At 46.6% G+C, this 18,338-nt stretch carries 15 protein-coding genes and 1 pseudogene; 7 read left to right on the top strand and 9 right to left on the bottom strand.

The annotated features are described in order from the left end of the window. Nucleotide 1: 1 nt before the first annotated feature. The gene (locus tag ON05_RS10040) at nucleotides 2–574 is read right to left on the bottom strand and encodes a hypothetical protein (RefSeq protein WP_010470251.1); all 573 of its coding nucleotides are present in this window, start codon (nucleotides 572–574) and stop codon (nucleotides 2–4) included. Nucleotides 575–750: 176 nt separating this feature from the next. On the opposite strand from ON05_RS10040, the gene ON05_RS10045 reads away from it, so the two are divergent. Beyond that, on the top strand, nucleotides 751–3,123 hold the full coding sequence (locus tag ON05_RS10045; protein ID WP_010470250.1) for a hybrid sensor histidine kinase/response regulator: 2,373 nt from the start codon (nucleotides 751–753) through the stop codon (nucleotides 3,121–3,123). Nucleotides 3,124–3,974: 851 nt separating this feature from the next. Here ON05_RS10045 and ON05_RS10050 read toward each other — a convergent pair. The 3 genes from ON05_RS10050 to ON05_RS10060 all read right to left on the bottom strand — a co-directional run bounded on the left by ON05_RS10050 (nucleotide 3,975) and on the right by ON05_RS10060 (nucleotide 6,301). Continuing rightward, nucleotides 3,975–4,463 (bottom strand): hypothetical protein, encoded by a 489-nt coding sequence (locus tag ON05_RS10050; RefSeq protein WP_010470249.1) that lies wholly within the window; start codon nucleotides 4,461–4,463, stop codon nucleotides 3,975–3,977. 198 nt (nucleotides 4,464–4,661) lie between these two features. After that, a complete protein-coding gene (locus ON05_RS10055) occupies nucleotides 4,662–5,576 on the bottom strand; it encodes a hypothetical protein (protein WP_010470248.1) in 915 nt (304 codons plus the stop codon). Nucleotides 5,577–5,818: 242 nt separating this feature from the next. Next, complete coding sequence (locus ON05_RS10060) at nucleotides 5,819–6,301, bottom strand: SMI1/KNR4 family protein (protein ID WP_010470247.1); 483 nt, start codon at nucleotides 6,299–6,301, stop codon at nucleotides 5,819–5,821. Between the two features lie 241 nt (nucleotides 6,302–6,542). Between ON05_RS10060 and ON05_RS10065 the strand changes: the two genes are divergently transcribed. Next, on the top strand, nucleotides 6,543–8,339 hold the full coding sequence (locus ON05_RS10065) for an ABC transporter ATP-binding protein (protein WP_010470246.1): 1,797 nt from the start codon (nucleotides 6,543–6,545) through the stop codon (nucleotides 8,337–8,339). 18 nt (nucleotides 8,340–8,357) lie between these two features. On the opposite strand, the gene ON05_RS10070 is transcribed toward ON05_RS10065, so the two are convergent. Continuing rightward, nucleotides 8,358–9,086: a response regulator gene (locus ON05_RS10070; RefSeq protein ID WP_010470245.1), complete on the bottom strand. Its 729-nt coding sequence runs from the start codon at nucleotides 9,084–9,086 to the stop codon at nucleotides 8,358–8,360. A gap of 316 nt (nucleotides 9,087–9,402) precedes the next feature. Further along, entirely contained in the window at nucleotides 9,403–9,912 is a 510-nt protein-coding gene (locus ON05_RS10075) for a GNAT family N-acetyltransferase (protein WP_010470243.1), read from the bottom strand. 513 nt (nucleotides 9,913–10,425) lie between these two features. On the opposite strand from ON05_RS10075, the gene ON05_RS10080 reads away from it, so the two are divergent. Further along, nucleotides 10,426–11,202 (top strand): PEP-CTERM sorting domain-containing protein, encoded by a 777-nt coding sequence (locus ON05_RS10080; RefSeq protein ID WP_010470242.1) that lies wholly within the window; start codon nucleotides 10,426–10,428, stop codon nucleotides 11,200–11,202. A gap of 54 nt (nucleotides 11,203–11,256) precedes the next feature. Further along, nucleotides 11,257–12,902 (top strand): annotated as a pseudogene (locus ON05_RS10085) (IS1182 family transposase). A gap of 261 nt (nucleotides 12,903–13,163) precedes the next feature. Here the strand turns inward: ON05_RS10085 and ON05_RS10090 are convergent. Next, nucleotides 13,164–13,481: a hypothetical protein gene (locus tag ON05_RS10090; protein WP_010480728.1), complete on the bottom strand. Its 318-nt coding sequence runs from the start codon at nucleotides 13,479–13,481 to the stop codon at nucleotides 13,164–13,166. Nucleotides 13,482–13,689: 208 nt separating this feature from the next. Between ON05_RS10090 and ON05_RS10095 the strand changes: the two genes are divergently transcribed. Then, nucleotides 13,690–14,424: a diacylglycerol/polyprenol kinase family protein gene (locus ON05_RS10095; protein ID WP_010480729.1), complete on the top strand. Its 735-nt coding sequence runs from the start codon at nucleotides 13,690–13,692 to the stop codon at nucleotides 14,422–14,424. Here ON05_RS10095 and thiO read toward each other — a convergent pair. Beyond that, on the bottom strand, nucleotides 14,421–15,518 hold the full coding sequence (gene thiO / locus ON05_RS10100) for a glycine oxidase ThiO (protein WP_010480730.1): 1,098 nt from the start codon (nucleotides 15,516–15,518) through the stop codon (nucleotides 14,421–14,423). The two genes, ON05_RS10095 and thiO, sit on opposite strands and share 4 nt — an antisense overlap. Before the next feature lie 100 nt (nucleotides 15,519–15,618). Between thiO and ON05_RS10105 the strand changes: the two genes are divergently transcribed. Continuing rightward, nucleotides 15,619–16,203 carry an L-threonylcarbamoyladenylate synthase gene (locus ON05_RS10105; RefSeq protein ID WP_010480731.1) on the top strand — a complete coding sequence of 195 codons (585 nt, stop codon included), beginning with the start codon at nucleotides 15,619–15,621 and terminating at the stop codon, nucleotides 16,201–16,203. Between the two features lie 255 nt (nucleotides 16,204–16,458). Here ON05_RS10105 and ON05_RS10110 read toward each other — a convergent pair whose 3' ends face one another. Continuing rightward, nucleotides 16,459–17,469: an agmatine/peptidylarginine deiminase gene (locus ON05_RS10110; RefSeq protein WP_010480732.1), complete on the bottom strand. Its 1,011-nt coding sequence runs from the start codon at nucleotides 17,467–17,469 to the stop codon at nucleotides 16,459–16,461. 417 nt (nucleotides 17,470–17,886) lie between these two features. On the opposite strand from ON05_RS10110, the gene ON05_RS10115 reads away from it, so the two are divergent. Further along, the gene (locus ON05_RS10115; protein ID WP_010480733.1) at nucleotides 17,887–18,210 is read left to right on the top strand and encodes an STAS domain-containing protein; all 324 of its coding nucleotides are present in this window, start codon (nucleotides 17,887–17,889) and stop codon (nucleotides 18,208–18,210) included. The last annotated feature ends 128 nt before the right edge of the window (nucleotides 18,211–18,338 follow it).

The raw sequence follows: 18,338 nt of genomic DNA on the forward strand, positions 1-18,338 counted from the left end.
CCTAAGTCCAGACCGTAAATACATAGATAAAATAAGCCCCATATAAAGCCCCAAGGATTCCTAAGGCAATGCGACCTTTCAGGGATCGATAGTGGCGAAACAGCACCACACAGCTGCTTAAAACAGCCAAGATTTCTAGGCGAGTAACCACGCCACCATAATGGTTAGGATCCCAATAAGAAACTGGACTTTCAAACCGCCAGTTGGAGAACGGGAAAAAGTGACGGTGACCATCATCATGATGCAGGGGCAAATCCCCCAATGCGTGTAAGCCCATACTGGCAAATAGCAGCATGCCGACTTGAGAGCTGGCCCAGAAGGCGAATAAAAAACCGAACGCCATGATGGGTAAGGAATTGAAAATATCAATAAAGTTTTGCCAATGGATTTGATAGTAGGCTTGTCCCCAAATATAGGGTTCAGAACTCCCCCGAATGACCTTTTCCACAAAATAGAAAACGAACATGGGCGCATCTGGTAACACACCACCCACAATAATTGAGGTGACTAAGTTGGTGGATCGGTGGCGGCCCAAGCACAGCAGATTGAGCACAATATGGGCAGGAGTATTCATCAGCTGAGGTTAAGCAAATCTTAAAATGCCTCACTAGGCTGTAAAAAATGCTGAGTGATATCATAACCTACCTTTTTAGCGGGAATCCTAAATAAAATGGGAGTTCAGCAGAAAAAACGATGGATGGTGTATCTTTCGCCTAGTCATCAATTGTCACCCATACTTCCCCTCCCCAATTGTCTGTTCCCTCTCCTCCTTCTCAGAATCAGTCTCCCCAGAACAAGCGGCGTTTAAGGGGGCGCGTTCTCATTAGCGGGATTACCCTCCTGGTTGGTGTTGCGGCCTACTATAGCTATCGGACCGTTCGAGAATTATTGTTAGATAACCTCAAGAATAATGTCCTACTTCAAGTCCAGCAGGGGAGCCAGGAGTTGAATCAATGGTTGGTGGCGCGTAAAACCGAAGCCGCCACCCTCGCCAATACCCCTAGCCTGCGGACGATGGATTGGGGAACGGTGGGACCTTTTCTCAAACCAGAGAAACAGCGCCTCGAGCATTTTTACTATTTATCGATGATCTCTCCTGATGGGTCTTACTACAGCACCAAAGGAGGAAAAGCTATAGGGAAAAATCTTAAGGACCGTAAACATGTCCAACTTTCTTTGAAAGGGCAAACCTATATGTCCGATCCGGTCATTTCTCGGACGGCTGAAGGAACGATTGTGGCGGTAACGACGCCCATTCAGGAATCGGCCCAACAGGATAGCCCTATCGTAGGTGTGTTAGCAGGGCTGATCGATATTGATCGGTTAGTGGAGGTGGTTCAAGGATTGGAGTATGGAACGGGTAGCTATGCGTTTGCCCTGAACTCCGAAGGCATGCCCATTGTCCATCCTGATCAGTCATTGATGAGTACGATTAATGATCAAAACCCCACCAGTTTATTGGATGCTAAGGATCAAAACTTAGCTGCGATCGCACAGCGGATGGTGGCTCGTTCCCAAGGGATTGAACTCACTCGGATTAATAATCAGGCTGTATATATCGCCTACTTGCCCTTAACGGAAGCCGACTGGTCGATCGCCTTAGTGATTCCCCAAGGCAATATCGAGTCTCAGCTACAACTCCTAGATCTAATTGCGATGGTGTTGGTCGGCTTAATCGTGGCCATGCTGATCTTGTTATGGCGGGTACAGACCTTTGAACGTATTCAACTCCAACGCACGGCTGATTTAGCTGCGGCTGCCAATCAAGCTAAAAGTGAGTTTCTCTCCAATATGAGCCATGAGTTAAGAACGCCCCTCAATGCCATTCTGGGATTTAGCCAGCTTTTGCAGCAAGACCCACAAATCCCTCCACACCAGCAAAAACAGCTCGACATCATTAACCAAAGTGGCACTCACTTACTGGCGCTGATTAACGACATTTTGGAGATGTCGAAAATTGAGGCGGGATTTAGCACCTTAAAACAGATTCCGATTGAGTTGCGGGAGTTGCTGGACAGTGTAAAGGCGATGATGGAGCTCAAAGCAACCGCTAGGCAGCTCGGGTTCGAGTTTGTCTATAGTCCTGCCCTACCTCAATTTATTGAGGTCGATGCTGGGAAGGTGCGCCAAATTCTGATGAATCTCCTCAGTAATGCCATTAAGTTTACGCAAAAGGGCTATGTCTCCTTAACGGTGGATGCGATTTATCCCGCTTCAGACTCATCTAGCCCGATGCAATTGCGTTTTGCCGTTAAAGACACGGGGTTAGGGATTGCCTCCGAGGAAATTGAACAGCTTTTTACCCCCTTTGTGCAGACTGCTTCAGGACGAATAACGCAAATGGGAACGGGGTTAGGCTTGGCTCTGAGTCGCAAGTTTGCTCGGCTGATGAAGGGCGATATTACCGTCGAGAGTATTGTTGACCAAGGCAGTACGTTTACCTGTTGGATTGAAGTCCAACAAATTGGCAGTGCGGTCCCCTCCCAGGTTTTTCCACAGATCAAAGGATTAGCCCCAGGTCAAGCTCCTGTCCGCATGTTGGTGGCAGAAGATCAGTGGGACAGTCGTGCCGTGCTAGCCCAACTGCTGCAATCCGTCGGCTTTGAAGTGGCTGAAGCTGCCAATGGTGAAGAAGCGGTGCGACTGGTTCAGTCTTGGCAACCCCATCTTGTGTGGATGGATATGAGAATGCCAGTTCTGGATGGCTTGGCTGCAACGCAACAGATTAAAGCCCGACCTCAGCCTCCGATTATTATTGCGCTGACCGCGAATGCGTTTGTTGAAGATCGGCAAGAAGCATTAAGGGTGGGCTGTGATGATTTTGTCGCTAAACCCTACCAAATTGAACAAATTTACGCCAAAATCGCAGAGCATTTAGGGGTCCAATACGAGGTTGTGACACCTGATCAGCCCAGTCATAGCAAAACTACCTCGCAAGAGATCAGCTTGCACTGTATGCCCGCGACGTGGCGAACGCAATTGCAGGAGGCGGCTCAATGTTTAGATCAACTGGGTGTCCATCAACTGTTGGAAGAGATCCCCGAGCAACATCTAGCCTTAAAAGTAAAGCTAGAACAGTTAGTTCAAGACTTTCGTTTCGATCTGATTTGTCAGCTGATTTAAAGGATTATTGGGGCTTCCATTCGTGGAGATTGCGCTTGAGAAATACACTAAAAATAGCGTTATTTGTAAGCCGGAAAAGCGACGTAAATCTTGCGATTACTGCAATGCCTGATTCTACGATACAGTTGTCGGAATTATTACCTCAAGAGAGGTGTGACTCCCGTTGGTAATAACTTTTGAATAGAAATTTATCTCTAGGTTGCCAAGCGTATTGATCTGTGAAAAACGAGGTGGTCGGCCTGCCAAGTTGAGAAATCTTATCATGTTCCTCACCCCCTCGATTTAGGGGACATAGATTTTACTATAAGCCTTTCTATCGAATGACTTCGACGGCTTGGACTCGTGGGAATAACATTGAATGTTGAGTCCTCTGGCTGCCATAATGATTTCAACCCGTCTCGTTTAGATCTACAATGCCTGAAGCCCTATAAGACCGAAACCTTAAATAGTTTTCGGTTAGGGATTAGTGACTATGACAATTCAGATTTAATTACCGATTTCTCAAATCCAATCGATGATAAGAGAACAATTCTCTTGCGTTGAATGGAACGCCCCAGTTTATCTGAGGCGGGTTTTTTGTGTCTATTTAATTTCATTTTTCTCAATAAGACAAGGAGAGTTTTATGCCTGTTTCAAAAGATGGAGTATTGGTGCTAGGTGCTGTAGTAGGGGCCGCTTCTCTGATTGCCTATGTGGTTTACAGCGTCATGGCGGCACAAGCCAGCTTTTAACCGATTTAAGCGTTATGCCTCCCTTCAAGCCAGATCTTGAAGGGAGTTTTTTCTGTTCGCCCTGCAAGGCGAGCAGAATATTCGAATTCAGATTGAAGGGGGGTTATGCAAGTCTGACGGTTAATCAGTGCCACCCCACGTCCATCGGGGGTTGCCTTGACGTAGACCACTCTTGATAATTTGGGTGGTGAAGCCATTAATGTCTCGCATCCCCGTCATATCTAAGATGACTTTGGCTTTGCCTTTGAACATCTGCAACCGAATAAATGAAAGGCCGGTATGCTCTTTCCCATCGATTTTGAACATGCCAGCGGTGCCTTCGCAGTTTTGATATTGGGGCTTGAGAGTGCCGATCCAGGTTGCGCTAAAGGGCTGTTTGGGGGCCAGGGTGATTTGGGTTGCGATCGCACTCAGACTCACCATGCCATCCGTTGCATATCCCCCCTCCTGGTAGGGTTGCCTCGTTTGGTAGGCAATAACTGATTTCGGACAGCCCTGCTCTGGGCCATTGACGGGATAGACTTTCAGCTCAATGGTTTCCGCTTTGGCAGCATGAGATACTGTCAGGCCAATGGGAAGTGCCAAAAGTAAGGATAAACATCGTTTCATCTTTAAACCTCAGATTTTGTATGCCATCAGGGGCATCTATTTCCATGCTGGTGGGGCCAACAGTAAACGACAAGGGTTTGCCATAGAACTTGACCCTTAACAGAGGACTTTGAAGCTCTCTGGATATGGCAGCCTGGGCACAAAATGCTGGTGAAAGTTGAGTCTATGTTTGTAATGGAGCGGGTTTTACTGCAGAACTTACCAGTGAATGCCTGTTAATCTGTCTAGGCAGATGAGAAAGAGCCTGGCATTGGGAATCGCAGCATAGCCGAAGGAGTACTTCCCTTTCCCAGACCACCAACTGGCATCTTTATGCTTGAACTGGAAGATGCCACCTCCAAGGCGAATATCTTTCATATCAGCCACTTCGACTCTATGGGGACCGTCTTTTTCGACAAACTCCATAAAGCCAGGTCCAATTCGAACCATGCGTAAGGTCTTGCCGATGGGAAACTCGATATACCCTAGTTGGTTGAGCTGTTCATTGATGACAGGCAAAAGATAGGTGCTCCATCGCCCTTCTGCCGCCTGGGCAAAGTGGTACAAATTATCTGCGGGTGGGGTTCCCTTTTGACTCCGGTAAGCGCCTTTGATCCTAAACTCTGGGCCTGAAAGCCGGGACCACCAATAGTTGAAGGTTGTGCCGGTATAGACGCCGTTGTAGTAATTCCGGGTTTGTTGAGTAAAGAGATTCTGACCCTCCTTAAACAGAAAAATTTGGGTTTTGGGTGGGGCAGAACGATTCCCTTTGAGACTGTAAAGGGCAATCCCATGCTCGCCCACATAAGAGCATTGGTAGAAATATTGGGTGACTAAGAAACCCGTGATAGCGGCGATGACTGTACAGATCAGCGCACAAATCAGGACAGGAATTTCTGCCAAAAATGCAATAACGCAGCCCCCCACCGCTCCTCCAGCAGCCCAAAACATACAGTTTTTGATTCGCTCTTGCGCTTGGGTAGCCTGTTTCGAACGAGATAAGGAGCTATCTGCAGAAAGAATCTCACCTATTTCGGGTGGAGGTGGCGCGAAAAACTCCATATCTGGAATAATTGGACTCCCCACATGGCGAACGACGTTTTCAGATGGCGTCCAGTTCGCTTCACCATTCATACCCTTAATACCTCTAAATCACTACTTCCCCCATAGAATTTCTAATGCGAAAGATGTGTAAGCCTGAGGGAGTCAAACCACAGCATCTTTAAGCCAAAAGCATAAGCCAATTTGAAGTCAGGCTCAAGAATATACCGTCTGTAATGCAATTGGGCATTGGAACAAGCGCTGTGCCAAGAATATGCTTTTGGTAAAGCGTCAAAGTAGAAGGAAAAAGGGCTGCCCAGGCTCTCACTGATTAGCTATTCGTAGCTGTCGAATTCATAGGGAGGTTGCAAATCATCGTATATCTTCAAATAAAAATCAAAGAGTTCTTGGAACGATTGAACTACAACAACTTCCTCTTCTTCATGGCCTAAGATAAACCAGCGATTGGGGTCAGAGGGATGAAAGAGAATATCATCACCAAGATTGCTATCGAAGAACGGGACACATTCAACGGCTTGCGCCTGCGTTAACACATTGGGGCTATTGTCCCAAAACCAGCAATCTGACAATCTCTCACGAACTTCACTCAGGAAGATGTCTACAATTCTCTGTGGGGAAAAAATTTGTATGCTTAGATTGGTTATTCCTGGCCCGAGGGTAGTGACGAATTGACGATAATCTTCTGGAAATAAAAATCCTAGATGGTCTTCTACTGCTGATAGAGCTTGAATCGAGAGGGGGCGTAGGGGTGGATTGGTCACACGAAACGATATGCCTTGAAATTTAACGCTGTCCATTCTGTCTAAACTAGCTAGCAAGGTCCTTCAAAAGTAACCGCAAAACTACTTTTTATCAATTACGCAAGCGCTTACACCAAGCGATTACTGAAAACTCAGAACTTCTAATTTTGTGTCGGACTGAATCCTACCTATACTTCAGCCTTGATGCGAGGAATCTGGAATAACTCGCCCTAGGAGAGCAGCAAAGCAGTACGCTGAAAAGGCATCTCAGCAATGACTGCTGTTTCCCAATTGACCTATGACAAGACATTCTTCTGGCTCCAAGCCCCTGCATCCCCTGACTCGTCTGCTCAAGTATGGCCGAGTTTATCGCTCCCAAATTTGGTCTGCAGCAGCCTGCTCAATCCTCAACAAAATTTTTGACCTGGCTCCACCGGTGTTGATCGGGGCTGCCGTGGATATTGTGGTCAAGCGTCAGGACTCTCTGATTGCGGCGCTAGGAATTACCGATGTCTTTCAGCAGTTGGTGGCCTTGTCGGTGATTTCCGCCATTATTTGGGGACTGGAGTCTGTCTTTGAATATGCCTATGCCCGCCTGTGGCGGAACCTAGCCCAGACCATGCAGCATGACCTGCGCTTAGATGCCTATCAGCATTTGCAGAATCTGGAGCTGGCCTATTTTGAGGACCGCAGTACCGGGGAATTGATGTCTATCCTCAACGATGACATTAACCAGCTAGAACGGTTCTTGGATGGTGGGGCCAATGATATTCTCCAGGTGATCACTACGGTGGTGATTATTAGCAGCGCCTTTTTTATCCTGGCGCCTACGGTGGGGTGGATGGCGATGCTGCCAATCCCCTTCATTATTTGGGGGGCCGTAGCATTTCAAAAAAAGCTGGCTCCCTTCTATTCCACCGTGCGAGAAAAGGTCAGCTTTCTCAATGGTCGTCTAGCTAATAACCTCAGCGGCATGGTGACGATTAAGAGTTTTACAGCAGAGGAATTTGAAGCCCAACAGGTGCGAACCGATAGCGACGCCTATCGCCAGAGTAATAGTCGGGCCATTGCCTTGAGTGCAGCGTTTATTCCGCTGATTCGGATTTTGATTTTGCTGGCGTTTATGGCAATTATGCTGTTTGGAGGCATGGAAGTGATGGCCAATCGCCTTGAAGTGGGGACCTACAGCGTCTTAGTGTTTCTCACCCAGCGTCTGCTCTGGCCCCTGACTCGGTTGGGAGAAACCCTCGATCAATACCAGCGCGCCATGGCATCGATTCAGCGGGTGATGGCGTTACTAGATACGCCGATCCAAATCCATCCAGGGCACCTGAATTTGCCCGTCCATCAGGTAAAAGGAGAAGTGCAGTTTAAGGATGTGTCTTTTGAGTACTATCCGGGGCTACCGATTATCCATAATGTTTCCCTGACGATTCCAGCAGGACAGACCATTGCCATCGTCGGTTCCACCGGATCTGGCAAAAGTACCTTGGTGAAGCTGCTGCTGCGATTTTATGAAGCCCATACGGGGGATATCACCCTAGATGGTGTTGGCATTGAGACCTTACAGCTTAAGGATTTGCGCCAAGCCATTGGTCTAGTGAGCCAGGATGTGTTTCTGTTCCACGGCACGGTTTACGAAAATATTGCCTACGGTCAACCCCAGATCGATCAGGCCCAGGTAGAAAAAGCAGCGAAAAATGCAGAGGCCCATGAATTTATTTCCCAACTGCCTCAGGGCTATCACACCATTGTGGGGGAACGGGGGCAGAAGCTGTCGGGAGGGCAACGGCAACGACTGGCTATTGCCCGCACGCTTCTCAAAGATCCGCCCATTTTGATTCTGGATGAAGCCACCTCCGCTGTCGATAACGAAACGGAAGCAGCAATTCAGCGCTCTTTAGATCGCATTACGGTGGATCGGACGACAATAGCCATTGCCCATCGCTTATCCACCATCCGCCATGCCGACTGTATCTATGTGATGGAGCAAGGCCGGATCGTAGAGCAAGGTAAACATGAAGAGCTGCTGGTTCATAACGGTGTCTATGCCCAGCTCTGGCGTGTGCAAACCGGACAGCGAGTGGAGGTGTAGCCTCTGCCCGACCTGTGTTTAGGCATCTACTTTGCCTGGACACTCGCTGATGTCGCGCAAACAAACCACAGAAGCCTGTTGTCCTTCCCACTGAGCGTCTGCGACGGTGATTTCGGCAATGCCGTAGGTATTATTCAATCTAAGAATTTCGATTTGAGCCAGATGCTTTTCAACGATAGGAATGCCAAGATGGTGTCCCATCAGCTCAGTATGGGACTTGTTGAACATATGGATCGCAGCAGGATTCGCAAACTGGATGATACCTTCTTGATCAATCACTAAAAGGCCATCTTGGACATGGGTAATAATGGTTTTAAACTGGTCATGAAGTTTTTGAATTTCTATTTTTTGCCGTCTTAAGTTGATATGGGTATTCACTCGCATTAAGACTTCCTGCTCTTGAAAAGGCTTCATGACATAATCTACAGAGCCTCTTTCAAAAGCCTTAACCATATGCTTTTCATCATGGCTGGCGGTTAAGAATAAGATAGGGATATCTTGAAAATTTGAGTTTGATTTTATCCGCTCACATAGTTCAAAGCCATCCATCTCTGGCATAAATAAATCTAAAAGAATAAGATCCGGTTGCTTCGCATTTAAACGTTTTAAGGCATCCTGACCACTGAGTGCACAGGTTACCCAATAGCCATGGTTTTCTAATAGCGTGGCTAAGGTTTGAACCGTCTGAATTTGGTCATCAACGATTAAAACCGCAGGCTGAGACGACGGTAGTGAAGACTTCTCCATGAATTTTAAAGCATCACCACAACTAAACACCGTTGTTTATTATTGTTAGTCTACGATGGCTGTTTGGATTGAGGGGCTTTTTCTCAATCAATTGTTGCAAATTTTTCTCTTTGTGATTGGAGGATATTCTGTTAGGTCACAACTTAAAGCATTTGATATTCAAATTGATACAGGATGCTGGCTATGTTTAAGAGCTAAATACCTAAAAAATATGCAGATTATTCCTAATCGGATCTAAAAAGTAGTTTAAATATAGGGTGAGGTCTATTATTGGTAAATAACGCTTTCTATGAGGAATGAAAGGCATGGCTATTCGCTAGGACTGATGCTGATTGTCGCTGATAAGCTTGCTAAAATCAGCAGATATCCACTGCCAAAAACAGCGATTTCCTTCCTGCTTGATCATTCCTGCCCCTAATCGATGATAAAACTGGAGACCTCGATGGTTGCGGGCATCGGCTGTCCAGCCAATATGGGTACAGTTATGGCTAGCGGCAATTTGAGCTAACTGCTGCATAAGTGCGGCACCTGCGCCCTGACTGCGATAATCAGCATTAACGTACAAGTCATCTAACCAAATGCTGGGTTGACCTGCAAAGGATGAATATCGAAAGCCATACAGAGCAAAACCAACCGGCTGGCCTAGTTGTTCTGCGAATAGCACGTAGGCAAAAGGGGTGGGACCAAATAGGGTAGCTCGAATTTTGGCTTCTGACGTTTGTAGGGTGCCACGGTAAGCGCCAACACTGCGATCAAATTCAGCTTTATGCTGAATGAACTGATAAATCAGGCTAATGTCTGCTGATGTTGCCGGGCGAATGCGCATTTTAGCTGGTAGAGAAGACTCCTTTAATTTTAGTCATGGTAACGCCTGTGCCTTATTCCGATACAGTCAGTGGTCTACCATTCACTGTGTTTATCTCGGCATGATTTTCCTGGTTTTCCGTCAAGGCAATGGAGCGTTGATAAGTCTGCTCACTGCAGCTTTTTCTTGTTGTGTTTCCTGGGTAAAAAATTGAAGATAACGAGTGGAATAGTAGCTATGACCTCATGGTCAAGGTCTCTACTGAATTCAATAATGGGTCCTGAAGGCTGTCGGTTAAAATAATTTTTTATAGCTTGAATTAAAATGCTATGGAAATAAAAAAGAGGCGATAGTTCTATCTGTTTGCATTGTTAATTTATAAGTATCTCTTGGAGTAATTTAAAACGATCTCTTAGGATTCAAGAGGTATAAATAAAGTTTCTAGCACGGCAGAGTAATATCTCATGCTAACGACATTGGAATCAATATTTTTATAGCCAGTCGATAACGTTAAAGCATTTGGGGGAGAGTCAGATGGACCTGAAATTAGCACTATGTTCGACAATAGCCCCAACTTGTGGATGGTTTCTAGGTACTGCCATAATCGGGGTTCAACCCGTCGCTATTGCACAACCTGTTTCTGACACTGCGTTAGAAAATTTTTTGGGTCAACCCTCTGGCACGATCGATGGTCTTGGGAATGGTAATGCGACTGAAGGTTCAGCCATCAAGCAAACTTTTTCGGCCTCTGCAGGGCAAACCGTCACCTTTGATTGGAATTTTTTAACCAATGAGGCCACGCCCAATACGCCATTTAATGACTTTGCTTTTGTCTCCGTATTGCCCCTCGGAGGGACATCGACTTTAGCCGATACGAACTCGCGCTTTCCACTACTGGGAAATAATGCTCAATTTAATGATGAGACGGGGTACAACACTTTTTCTTATGAAATTCCCACCACTGGAACTTACACATTAGGGTTGGGAGTGGTTGATGTGGGAGACCAAATTGTCAGTTCCGGTTTGCTGGTAGACAACGTCAATGTGGGATCGAATAGTAGTTTCGAAACGGGTGATTTTTCAGGGTGGGAAACCATTGGCAATACGAGCATCGTTGATTCCAATTTTGGCATTGACCCCACGGATGGGGATTCTCAGGCTTATCTAGCAACCGTTCCTGAACCTTCGACCATTTTGGGTTCGATGATGGTGCTGGGTGTAGGGACTGATGCTGTTGGCGAATGTACTACGAGAGATTTTTTTGTATTATCAAAACCTGATTTCACTTTGCTATCTAAAGTACAAAAATAAGCACTGATAATTAGTTGAGTATCCAAACTAATCGTTATCAGAACTCTCAACACTATGTCACTTCAACCGCATGCTCCTGGTTTTATACCTGAAGAAACTATTCGTGTTGCACATGCTGCATTCCCTAAAGGCAATGTGTTCATGGCTTTAAGAGAAGAGATAGGAACCATCTACACCGATCAAGACTTCTCAGCTTTATATCCAGCTCAAGGTCAACCTGCTATTAGTCCCTGGCGCTTAGCTCTAATCTGTGTCATGCAGTTTATGGAAGGACTGACTGATCGGAAGGCAGCAGATGCTGTCCGCAGTCGAATTGATTGGAAATATGCGCTAGGACTAGAATTAACCGATTCAGGATTTGATTTCTCGGTGCTATGTGAATTCCGTCAGCGTCTTATCCAAAGTCATACGGAACAGCATCTACTCGATCTCTTGTTGCAACGATGCCAAGAGAAAGAATGGCTCAAAGCAGGTGGTAAGCAACGAACAGACGCCACCCATGTCATCGCTCATATTCGGATGCTGAATCGACTTGAAGGTATTGGAGAAACCTTGCGAGCGGTGCTGAACGAGATCGCTGGAATTGATCCTGATTGGTTGCAGCAATGGGTTCCACAAGATTGGTATGGCCGTTACGCATTACCAGTAGAAGAGTATCATCTGCCTAAGGGAATAGCAGCACGCCAAAAACACGCTGAAATGATTGGCAGGGATGGGATGCAGTTGCTTGAAAAGCTTTGGGATGAAACTACTCCTATTCATCTGCGCCAGATTCAAACTGTTGAGATTATGCGTCTGACTTGGGTCCATCAATACTTCGTTGAACGCGGCAAAGTCCGGCTTCGCCCCGCGAAGGATTTACCTCCTGCAGGTCAGCGCTTCGATTCACCCTATGACCCTGAGGCTCACTATGCCAATAAGAGAACCACTACCTGGGTTGGTTACAAGGTACATTTAACAGAATCCTGTGACGAGAATCAGATGCATCTGATTACTAATGTCCTGACGACCCATGCTCATCTTGCTGATGTCGATCAGACTGAAAAAGTACACAAGGCACTGAAACTCAAAGACTTACTTCCAAGTGAACATATTGTCGACTCAGCCTATGTTGATAGTGAATTGCTTGTAACAAGCCAAAGTCGATATGAAGTGACATTAATTGGCCCCACACGACCCAACTCAAGTTGGCAAGCCAAAACCCCTGAAGCATATGATTTAGACCAATTCAAGATCAATTGGAATACGCGACGAGTGACTTGTCCTCAAGGCAAAAAAGCCGAACTTGGAAAGGAGCAAAAGATGCTTGGGGCAACCGAGTGATTGTTGTCAAGTTCTCCCGGACAGACTGTCGATTGTGTCAGCATCGTGGTTTATGTACTCGTTCCCCCACTGAAGCGAGGTCTCTGACCCTACGCACTAAAAAAAGACATCAAGCATTGCAAGAGGTTCGAAAGCAACAAAATACAGAAGAATGGCAACAGACTTATAACAAGCGAGCGGGGATTGAAGGGACTATTTCGCAAGGAGTCAATGCCTTTGGAATGAGGCGATCTCGCTATTTAGGATTAGCTAAAACGCGCTTGCAGCATGTGCTCACAAGTACTGCGATCAATGTAAAACGCATTGTTTCATGGTTGCAGGGAACACCGCATGCTCAAACCCGGACATCGCGATTTGCAGCGTTAGCCACTCCCTAGAATTGACAAATTTTCAGGTTTTGATAATACAAAAAAATCTCTCGTAGTACATTCGCCAACAGCATCAGGGACTTTACTAAAACGTACAGCTAAACGTCAGTCTGTAAGTGTAAATGAACGGCTTGGATGATAAGGGTATTTGCTCACTCTTTCCGTTTTTGACGTTCCTCCTGACTGCATGGCAAACAATGCAAGAAAAGGGTAGACCCGACTCGATCTACCCCGTGCTCCTACTCAGTGAGAAACTTATTTATTAGCGGCTTAGTTAGCGATAAAAGCTGCACCGTTGGGGCCGCGTGTGATGATATTGCCTGTGGGGGTGGCAGCACTACGGTTGGTGGCTTCAGTTTTGGTAATATGGGGTGCACCGTTGGGACCTCGGTTGACAACGGAGAGGGCGTCATGGGGCTCAGTTTTAGGCTGTTGTTGAGCATCCAAGGGGACTTTCTTGACGATAGAGGCTGCACCATTGGGGCCTCGGGTCACGGTTTGGGTTTCTGCAACAGCGTTTGTGCTAAGGCCGAGGGTGATGAGGGCGGCGGCGGCGATGGTGTTGCGGGCGATTTGAGTAATGTTCATAAGGTCTTGCTCCAACTTCAATGTCTTTAATGTACGAGGGTTAACTGAGGCCCAAGTTAGGGAAATCTGTGCAAAATCATCCACTTTGCTGAAATGTTCAGAAGAGTTCCCTGAGAAAACTGAGAGGATTTTTGGAGGCAGTCGGGAGGTGTTTCTGAATCCTTTATCGGAGTAAGCTACGGATACAGAAGTCCATCGATGTCATCACATGCTTTGGGAACAACTAACGGCTAATCCTCTGATTCAGGATAGTGTCGTGATGGTGATCACCTTGATGCTAGCCCTGAGCTGGTTGCGGATCATGGATGCTCTAGCAGCTAATGGGATGTTGGAGCAAAAACTGAGCCGCAAGATCATCCATATGGGAACAGGTCCCCTATTTGTATTGTGCTGGCCCTTTTTTAGTCCCCAGCCCACTGCTCGCTACTTTGCTGCTTTGGTTCCTTTGGCGATTACCCTCCAATTTATTGCCATTGGCGTGGGCTGGATTCAAGACCCCGATGCCGTTCAGGCCATGACTCGAACAGGCAACCCTAAAGAGATTCTCAAAGGGCCACTGTTTTATGGCCTGGTATTTGTTGCTTGCACCATTGGATTTTGGCGAACCTCGCCTGTAGGGATGTTGGCTTTAATGATGATGTGTGGGGGGGATGGCTTGGCGGATATTGTGGGCCGACGGTTGGGGGTTCACAAACTGCCCTTTAGCCCTGAGAAAAGCTGGGCCGGTTCTGCCGCCATGTTTGCAGGGAGCTTTTTGTTTGCCTTTAGTTTTTTGAGTTTGTTTAATCGCCTGAATTACTTTCAACCCCCGTTGGCTGGCACCATCGGGATTGTGGCTGCGATCGCACTGATTGCGACCCTCGTTGAAGCATTACCCTTTCGAGATATTGATAATCTCACTTTGACAGGGGTGGCCGTAGCCCTAGGTCTTTGGTGGTTTTAATGGGCTAAGGCCAGACGCTCTGCTGAGAGAGCAGAAGGGGCAAACCGCTGCCAACTAAAGTGGGTCAGACACGGATCGGCTTGTCCCGTCATAATCAGGTCTGTCATCAGACGAGCCGTGATAGGTGTTAGCAGGATGCCATTCCGGTAATGTCCCGTTGCCAAAATCAGATTGTCGTAAGGACTATGACCCAATATGGGCAATTCATCGGGAGTTGCGGGTCGAAACCCCCACCAACAGCCTTCTAAGGGATAGTCTGCTAAGGGCGGATAGAGACGAATCGCCTTTGCGAGTAGGGATTGGATGCCACCTGGCGTATTGTAGGAAGCAAACCCCACATCTTCACTCGTGGCACCGACGACGATGCGACCCTTTTGGCGAGGGACAATATAGGTGCCTGGCCCAAACAGAACTTTGTTTAAGATTTGTCTGGGGGGCTGTACCGCAAATAACTGACCCTTGCGAGGGGTCACGGGAATGGGCAATAGGTCCTGGGACCAAGACCCCGTTGCCAAAAGATAGGTTGGAGCTTGCCAAGTTCCGACGGTGGTTTGCACCTGTTGGATTTGGTGATCTTTTGTCTCAAATCCTATGACATTGACCCCTTCTTCTAGGGTGACCCCGAGCTGGCGAGCGGCTTGTAGTAATACTTGGGCCAATTGCTGATTGTTGACCTGGGCATCTTGGGGAAACCACCAACCTCCCACTATCTCTGGACTAAGGTCGGGTTGATACTGGCGTATCGTGGTGAGATCGCACCATTCTGCATCTCCGGTAAATCGCGGCGGCGAATCCGCAAAGGTTGGGGCGAGAATCCCACAGGGCCAATATCCCGTTTTTAACCCGGTCAGGTCCGTCAGTTGGCTCGTCCAGTCTGGGTAGAGGTCCCGACTCCGCAGACAAAGATCCAGCATGGGACCCGGTTCTAATCCCTCAGCTTGGGGAGCCAGCATTCCTGCCGCCGCATGGAGGGCCGCCTCTTGGAAATTTCGGCTAAGGACCGTGACTTTAGCCCCTTGGCGCGTCAGTTCGATGGCAGTGGCTAAGCCCATCGCGCCACCGCCAATCACTAAAACATCAGAACTGGAATTCATTTATTGCTGAGGTGGGGGGTGAGAAGATATTCTAGCGGTCTAACTGTACAGAAACAGACGACTAAACTTCCCCCAAATCCCATTCTAATCTGCGTTTGGCATGACTCAACTTCCAATTGCTGCCTTTATTGCTGCGGCCCGTTCCGGTCGGCTGGTGAGTTTCCCCACGGATACGGTTCCGGCTTTGGCCGCTCGTCCCGACCAAGCTTCGCAAATCTTTGCAGCTAAGCAACGACAGCCGGATAAACCGCTGATTTTGATGGGCGCTTCTTCAGAAGCACTGTGGCCTTATGTACGTGGGGATGAGAAGGGGCTGAACCAGTGGCAACAGATGGCGGCTGACTATTGGCCGGGGGCGTTGACCTTGGTGTTACCGGCTTGCGATCGCGTCCCTCCAGCCATGAATCCCCTCAATCCCGACAGTATTGGGATTCGAGTGCCCAATTCCAAGGTGGCGCAAATGATTTTGCAGCAAACTGGACCTTTAGCCACCACCAGTATCAATCACTCTGGGCAACCTGCTTTAACCACTGTTAAGGATATCAATCAACACTTCCCTGATGTGTTTACTCCTCTAGCTAGTCTATGGCCTGAACCTCAATCGTCTGAGCCACTGCCTTCTACCGTCATTAAATGGAATGGGCAAGGCTGGGATGTTTTGCGTCAGGGGGCAATCCAGATTTAGGTCCAATATGTTTAGACTGGTTCAGGTCTCATACGGAACGCTTAAGCATAGCTTTCCCATTCATTCTTTTGCCTTGTTTGACCTTTACTCAATTCATGCAACAAAGCCGTTCAATAGCTATCTTGCCTCCAAGAAATCACACTATTGAACCATGCGAGTATTTATCTTTTTAAATGACAGTATTCGAAACTAAGTCCTTTCTGAAGACCTACCGCGACATAAAGCAATTGCCACAAAGATCATTAATGAAAGAGATTAAACCAAAGGTTCTTGTTGGGTGGCACAGTGAATACTTCCTCCACCGCTTGCAATACCATCAATCGACAGCTGCTCAATCTGCCGATGGGGAAACACAGTCGCCAACTTTTTCCTCGCTGCATCATCGGCTTTAGAATCGCCAAATTTCTGCATAATGACAGCACCATTGCATAAGTAATAGCCCACATAACCAGCGGCGAAATCCTTCGTTCCAAATTTAGTATTGATCTTCAAGGGTGTTTCGAGAACAATCAGCTCTAAAGGTCTCCCCATAGCATCTGTGGCTCTTTTTAAGGCCTCTATGTTCTTCTGAGTCACTGGATAATCAGAAGAAGATTGATCGGCCTCTCGACTGACTATCACAACTCCTGGTTTCGCAAATCGAGCATAAAAGTCGGTATGGCCATCTGTAATATCTTTCCCCTTGATGCCCTCTAGCCAGATAATCTTTTTAAGGCCCAACAGTTGTTTGAGTTCAACTTCAACCTCATTTTTATTTCGACCTGGATTTCGATTGTCATTAAGGATGCAGCTTTCCGTCATAATGGCAGTGCCTTGTCCATCCAGTTCAAAGCAACCCCCTTCTAAAACGAGGCTAGATTTTATAGTCGTTACTCCTGCTTGCTGCGCCACAAAATGAGCGACTTTAGCATCATATTGGTAAGCCTGATCTTCTCCCCAACCGTTGAAATTGAAATTAATGGCTGCTTTGTTCCCATTTTCATCAATGACAAATGAAGGACCTGTATCCCTTATCCACAAGTCGTTGATCGTGAATTCAATCAATTGAATAGGGAAAGGATGAGACTCTAACCCACCTAAAAGTTCTACGGCTAGTTCGTAATCCTGTTGTCGGACCAGCATAGAGATAGCTTCATAGTTGGCAATCGTTTTGGCAATTTCAGCCAAATTACGTTGCACTTCCAAAACCTGCCGTTGCCTCCAAATTTCGTCGCTGGCGATAAAAGCCATCCAAGTTTGCTTGTGAGGCTCTCCTTCATCGGGCATATACAACTTCTTACTGTTGACTCCTGTAGTCAAATCCGCACTACAGACGGATATAAGCGTACCTAAGCTAGCCAAAATGCTCGACTTAATTAAGCCTCTTCTCGATAGCACTCGGCTGCTCCCATCATCTTCCTCAATTTTATTAAGAATATCGCTCAATATCTATTAAAATTTGGCCATTTTTTTGTCTTTACTTAAACCAGCACATGAGTATTATACTCGCACAATTTAAGTGCAATACTCAGCTAAAAAATTATATAAAAAATTGAATATTTATCTGCGATTGCTTTCTCACTTCCCGAACTGGGAATTCTGTAAACACGACAACAACGTTCTGATCTGTGAACCAGAATTTATAGAGTGTTATCGCCTTTATCTAACCTACCCAACCGGAACCGACTTAGGAGTTCAATTAAGATGAGCTATGTAGTTTTTCAGCCTGCTGACATGATAGACGGTATCAGTACCAGCGAATTACGTACTGAAGTTAACGATGCCTTAGCTGATGGCGTGAAAACAATTCTGATAGATCTTAAAGATGTCACTTTTATGAATAGTTCTGCCATTGGTGCTTTGGTTGCTACGCTTAAATCAGTGCGAGGAGAAGGTGGCACCTTGGCATTGTGTTCACTGAGTGATCAGGTGCATCTCATCTTTGAATTAACTAAAATGGACCGTATTTTTGACATTTATGGAGATTGTCGAGAATTTATGCAGAAAAATAGTATTTCTGCCAGCTAATCACGTCTAAACATGATGAATTTCAGCCTCAATATATAAGGTTTCAAAAACTTACTTAAAAAAACCTAACAAGAGGGAATTCGTTGATCATCCCAGGGTGAAGTTGGGTATCCAAATAGAGAACGCAC

The organism is Acaryochloris sp. CCMEE 5410 (genome assembly GCF_000238775.2).
GTDB lineage: Bacteria > Cyanobacteriota > Cyanobacteriia > Thermosynechococcales > Thermosynechococcaceae > Acaryochloris.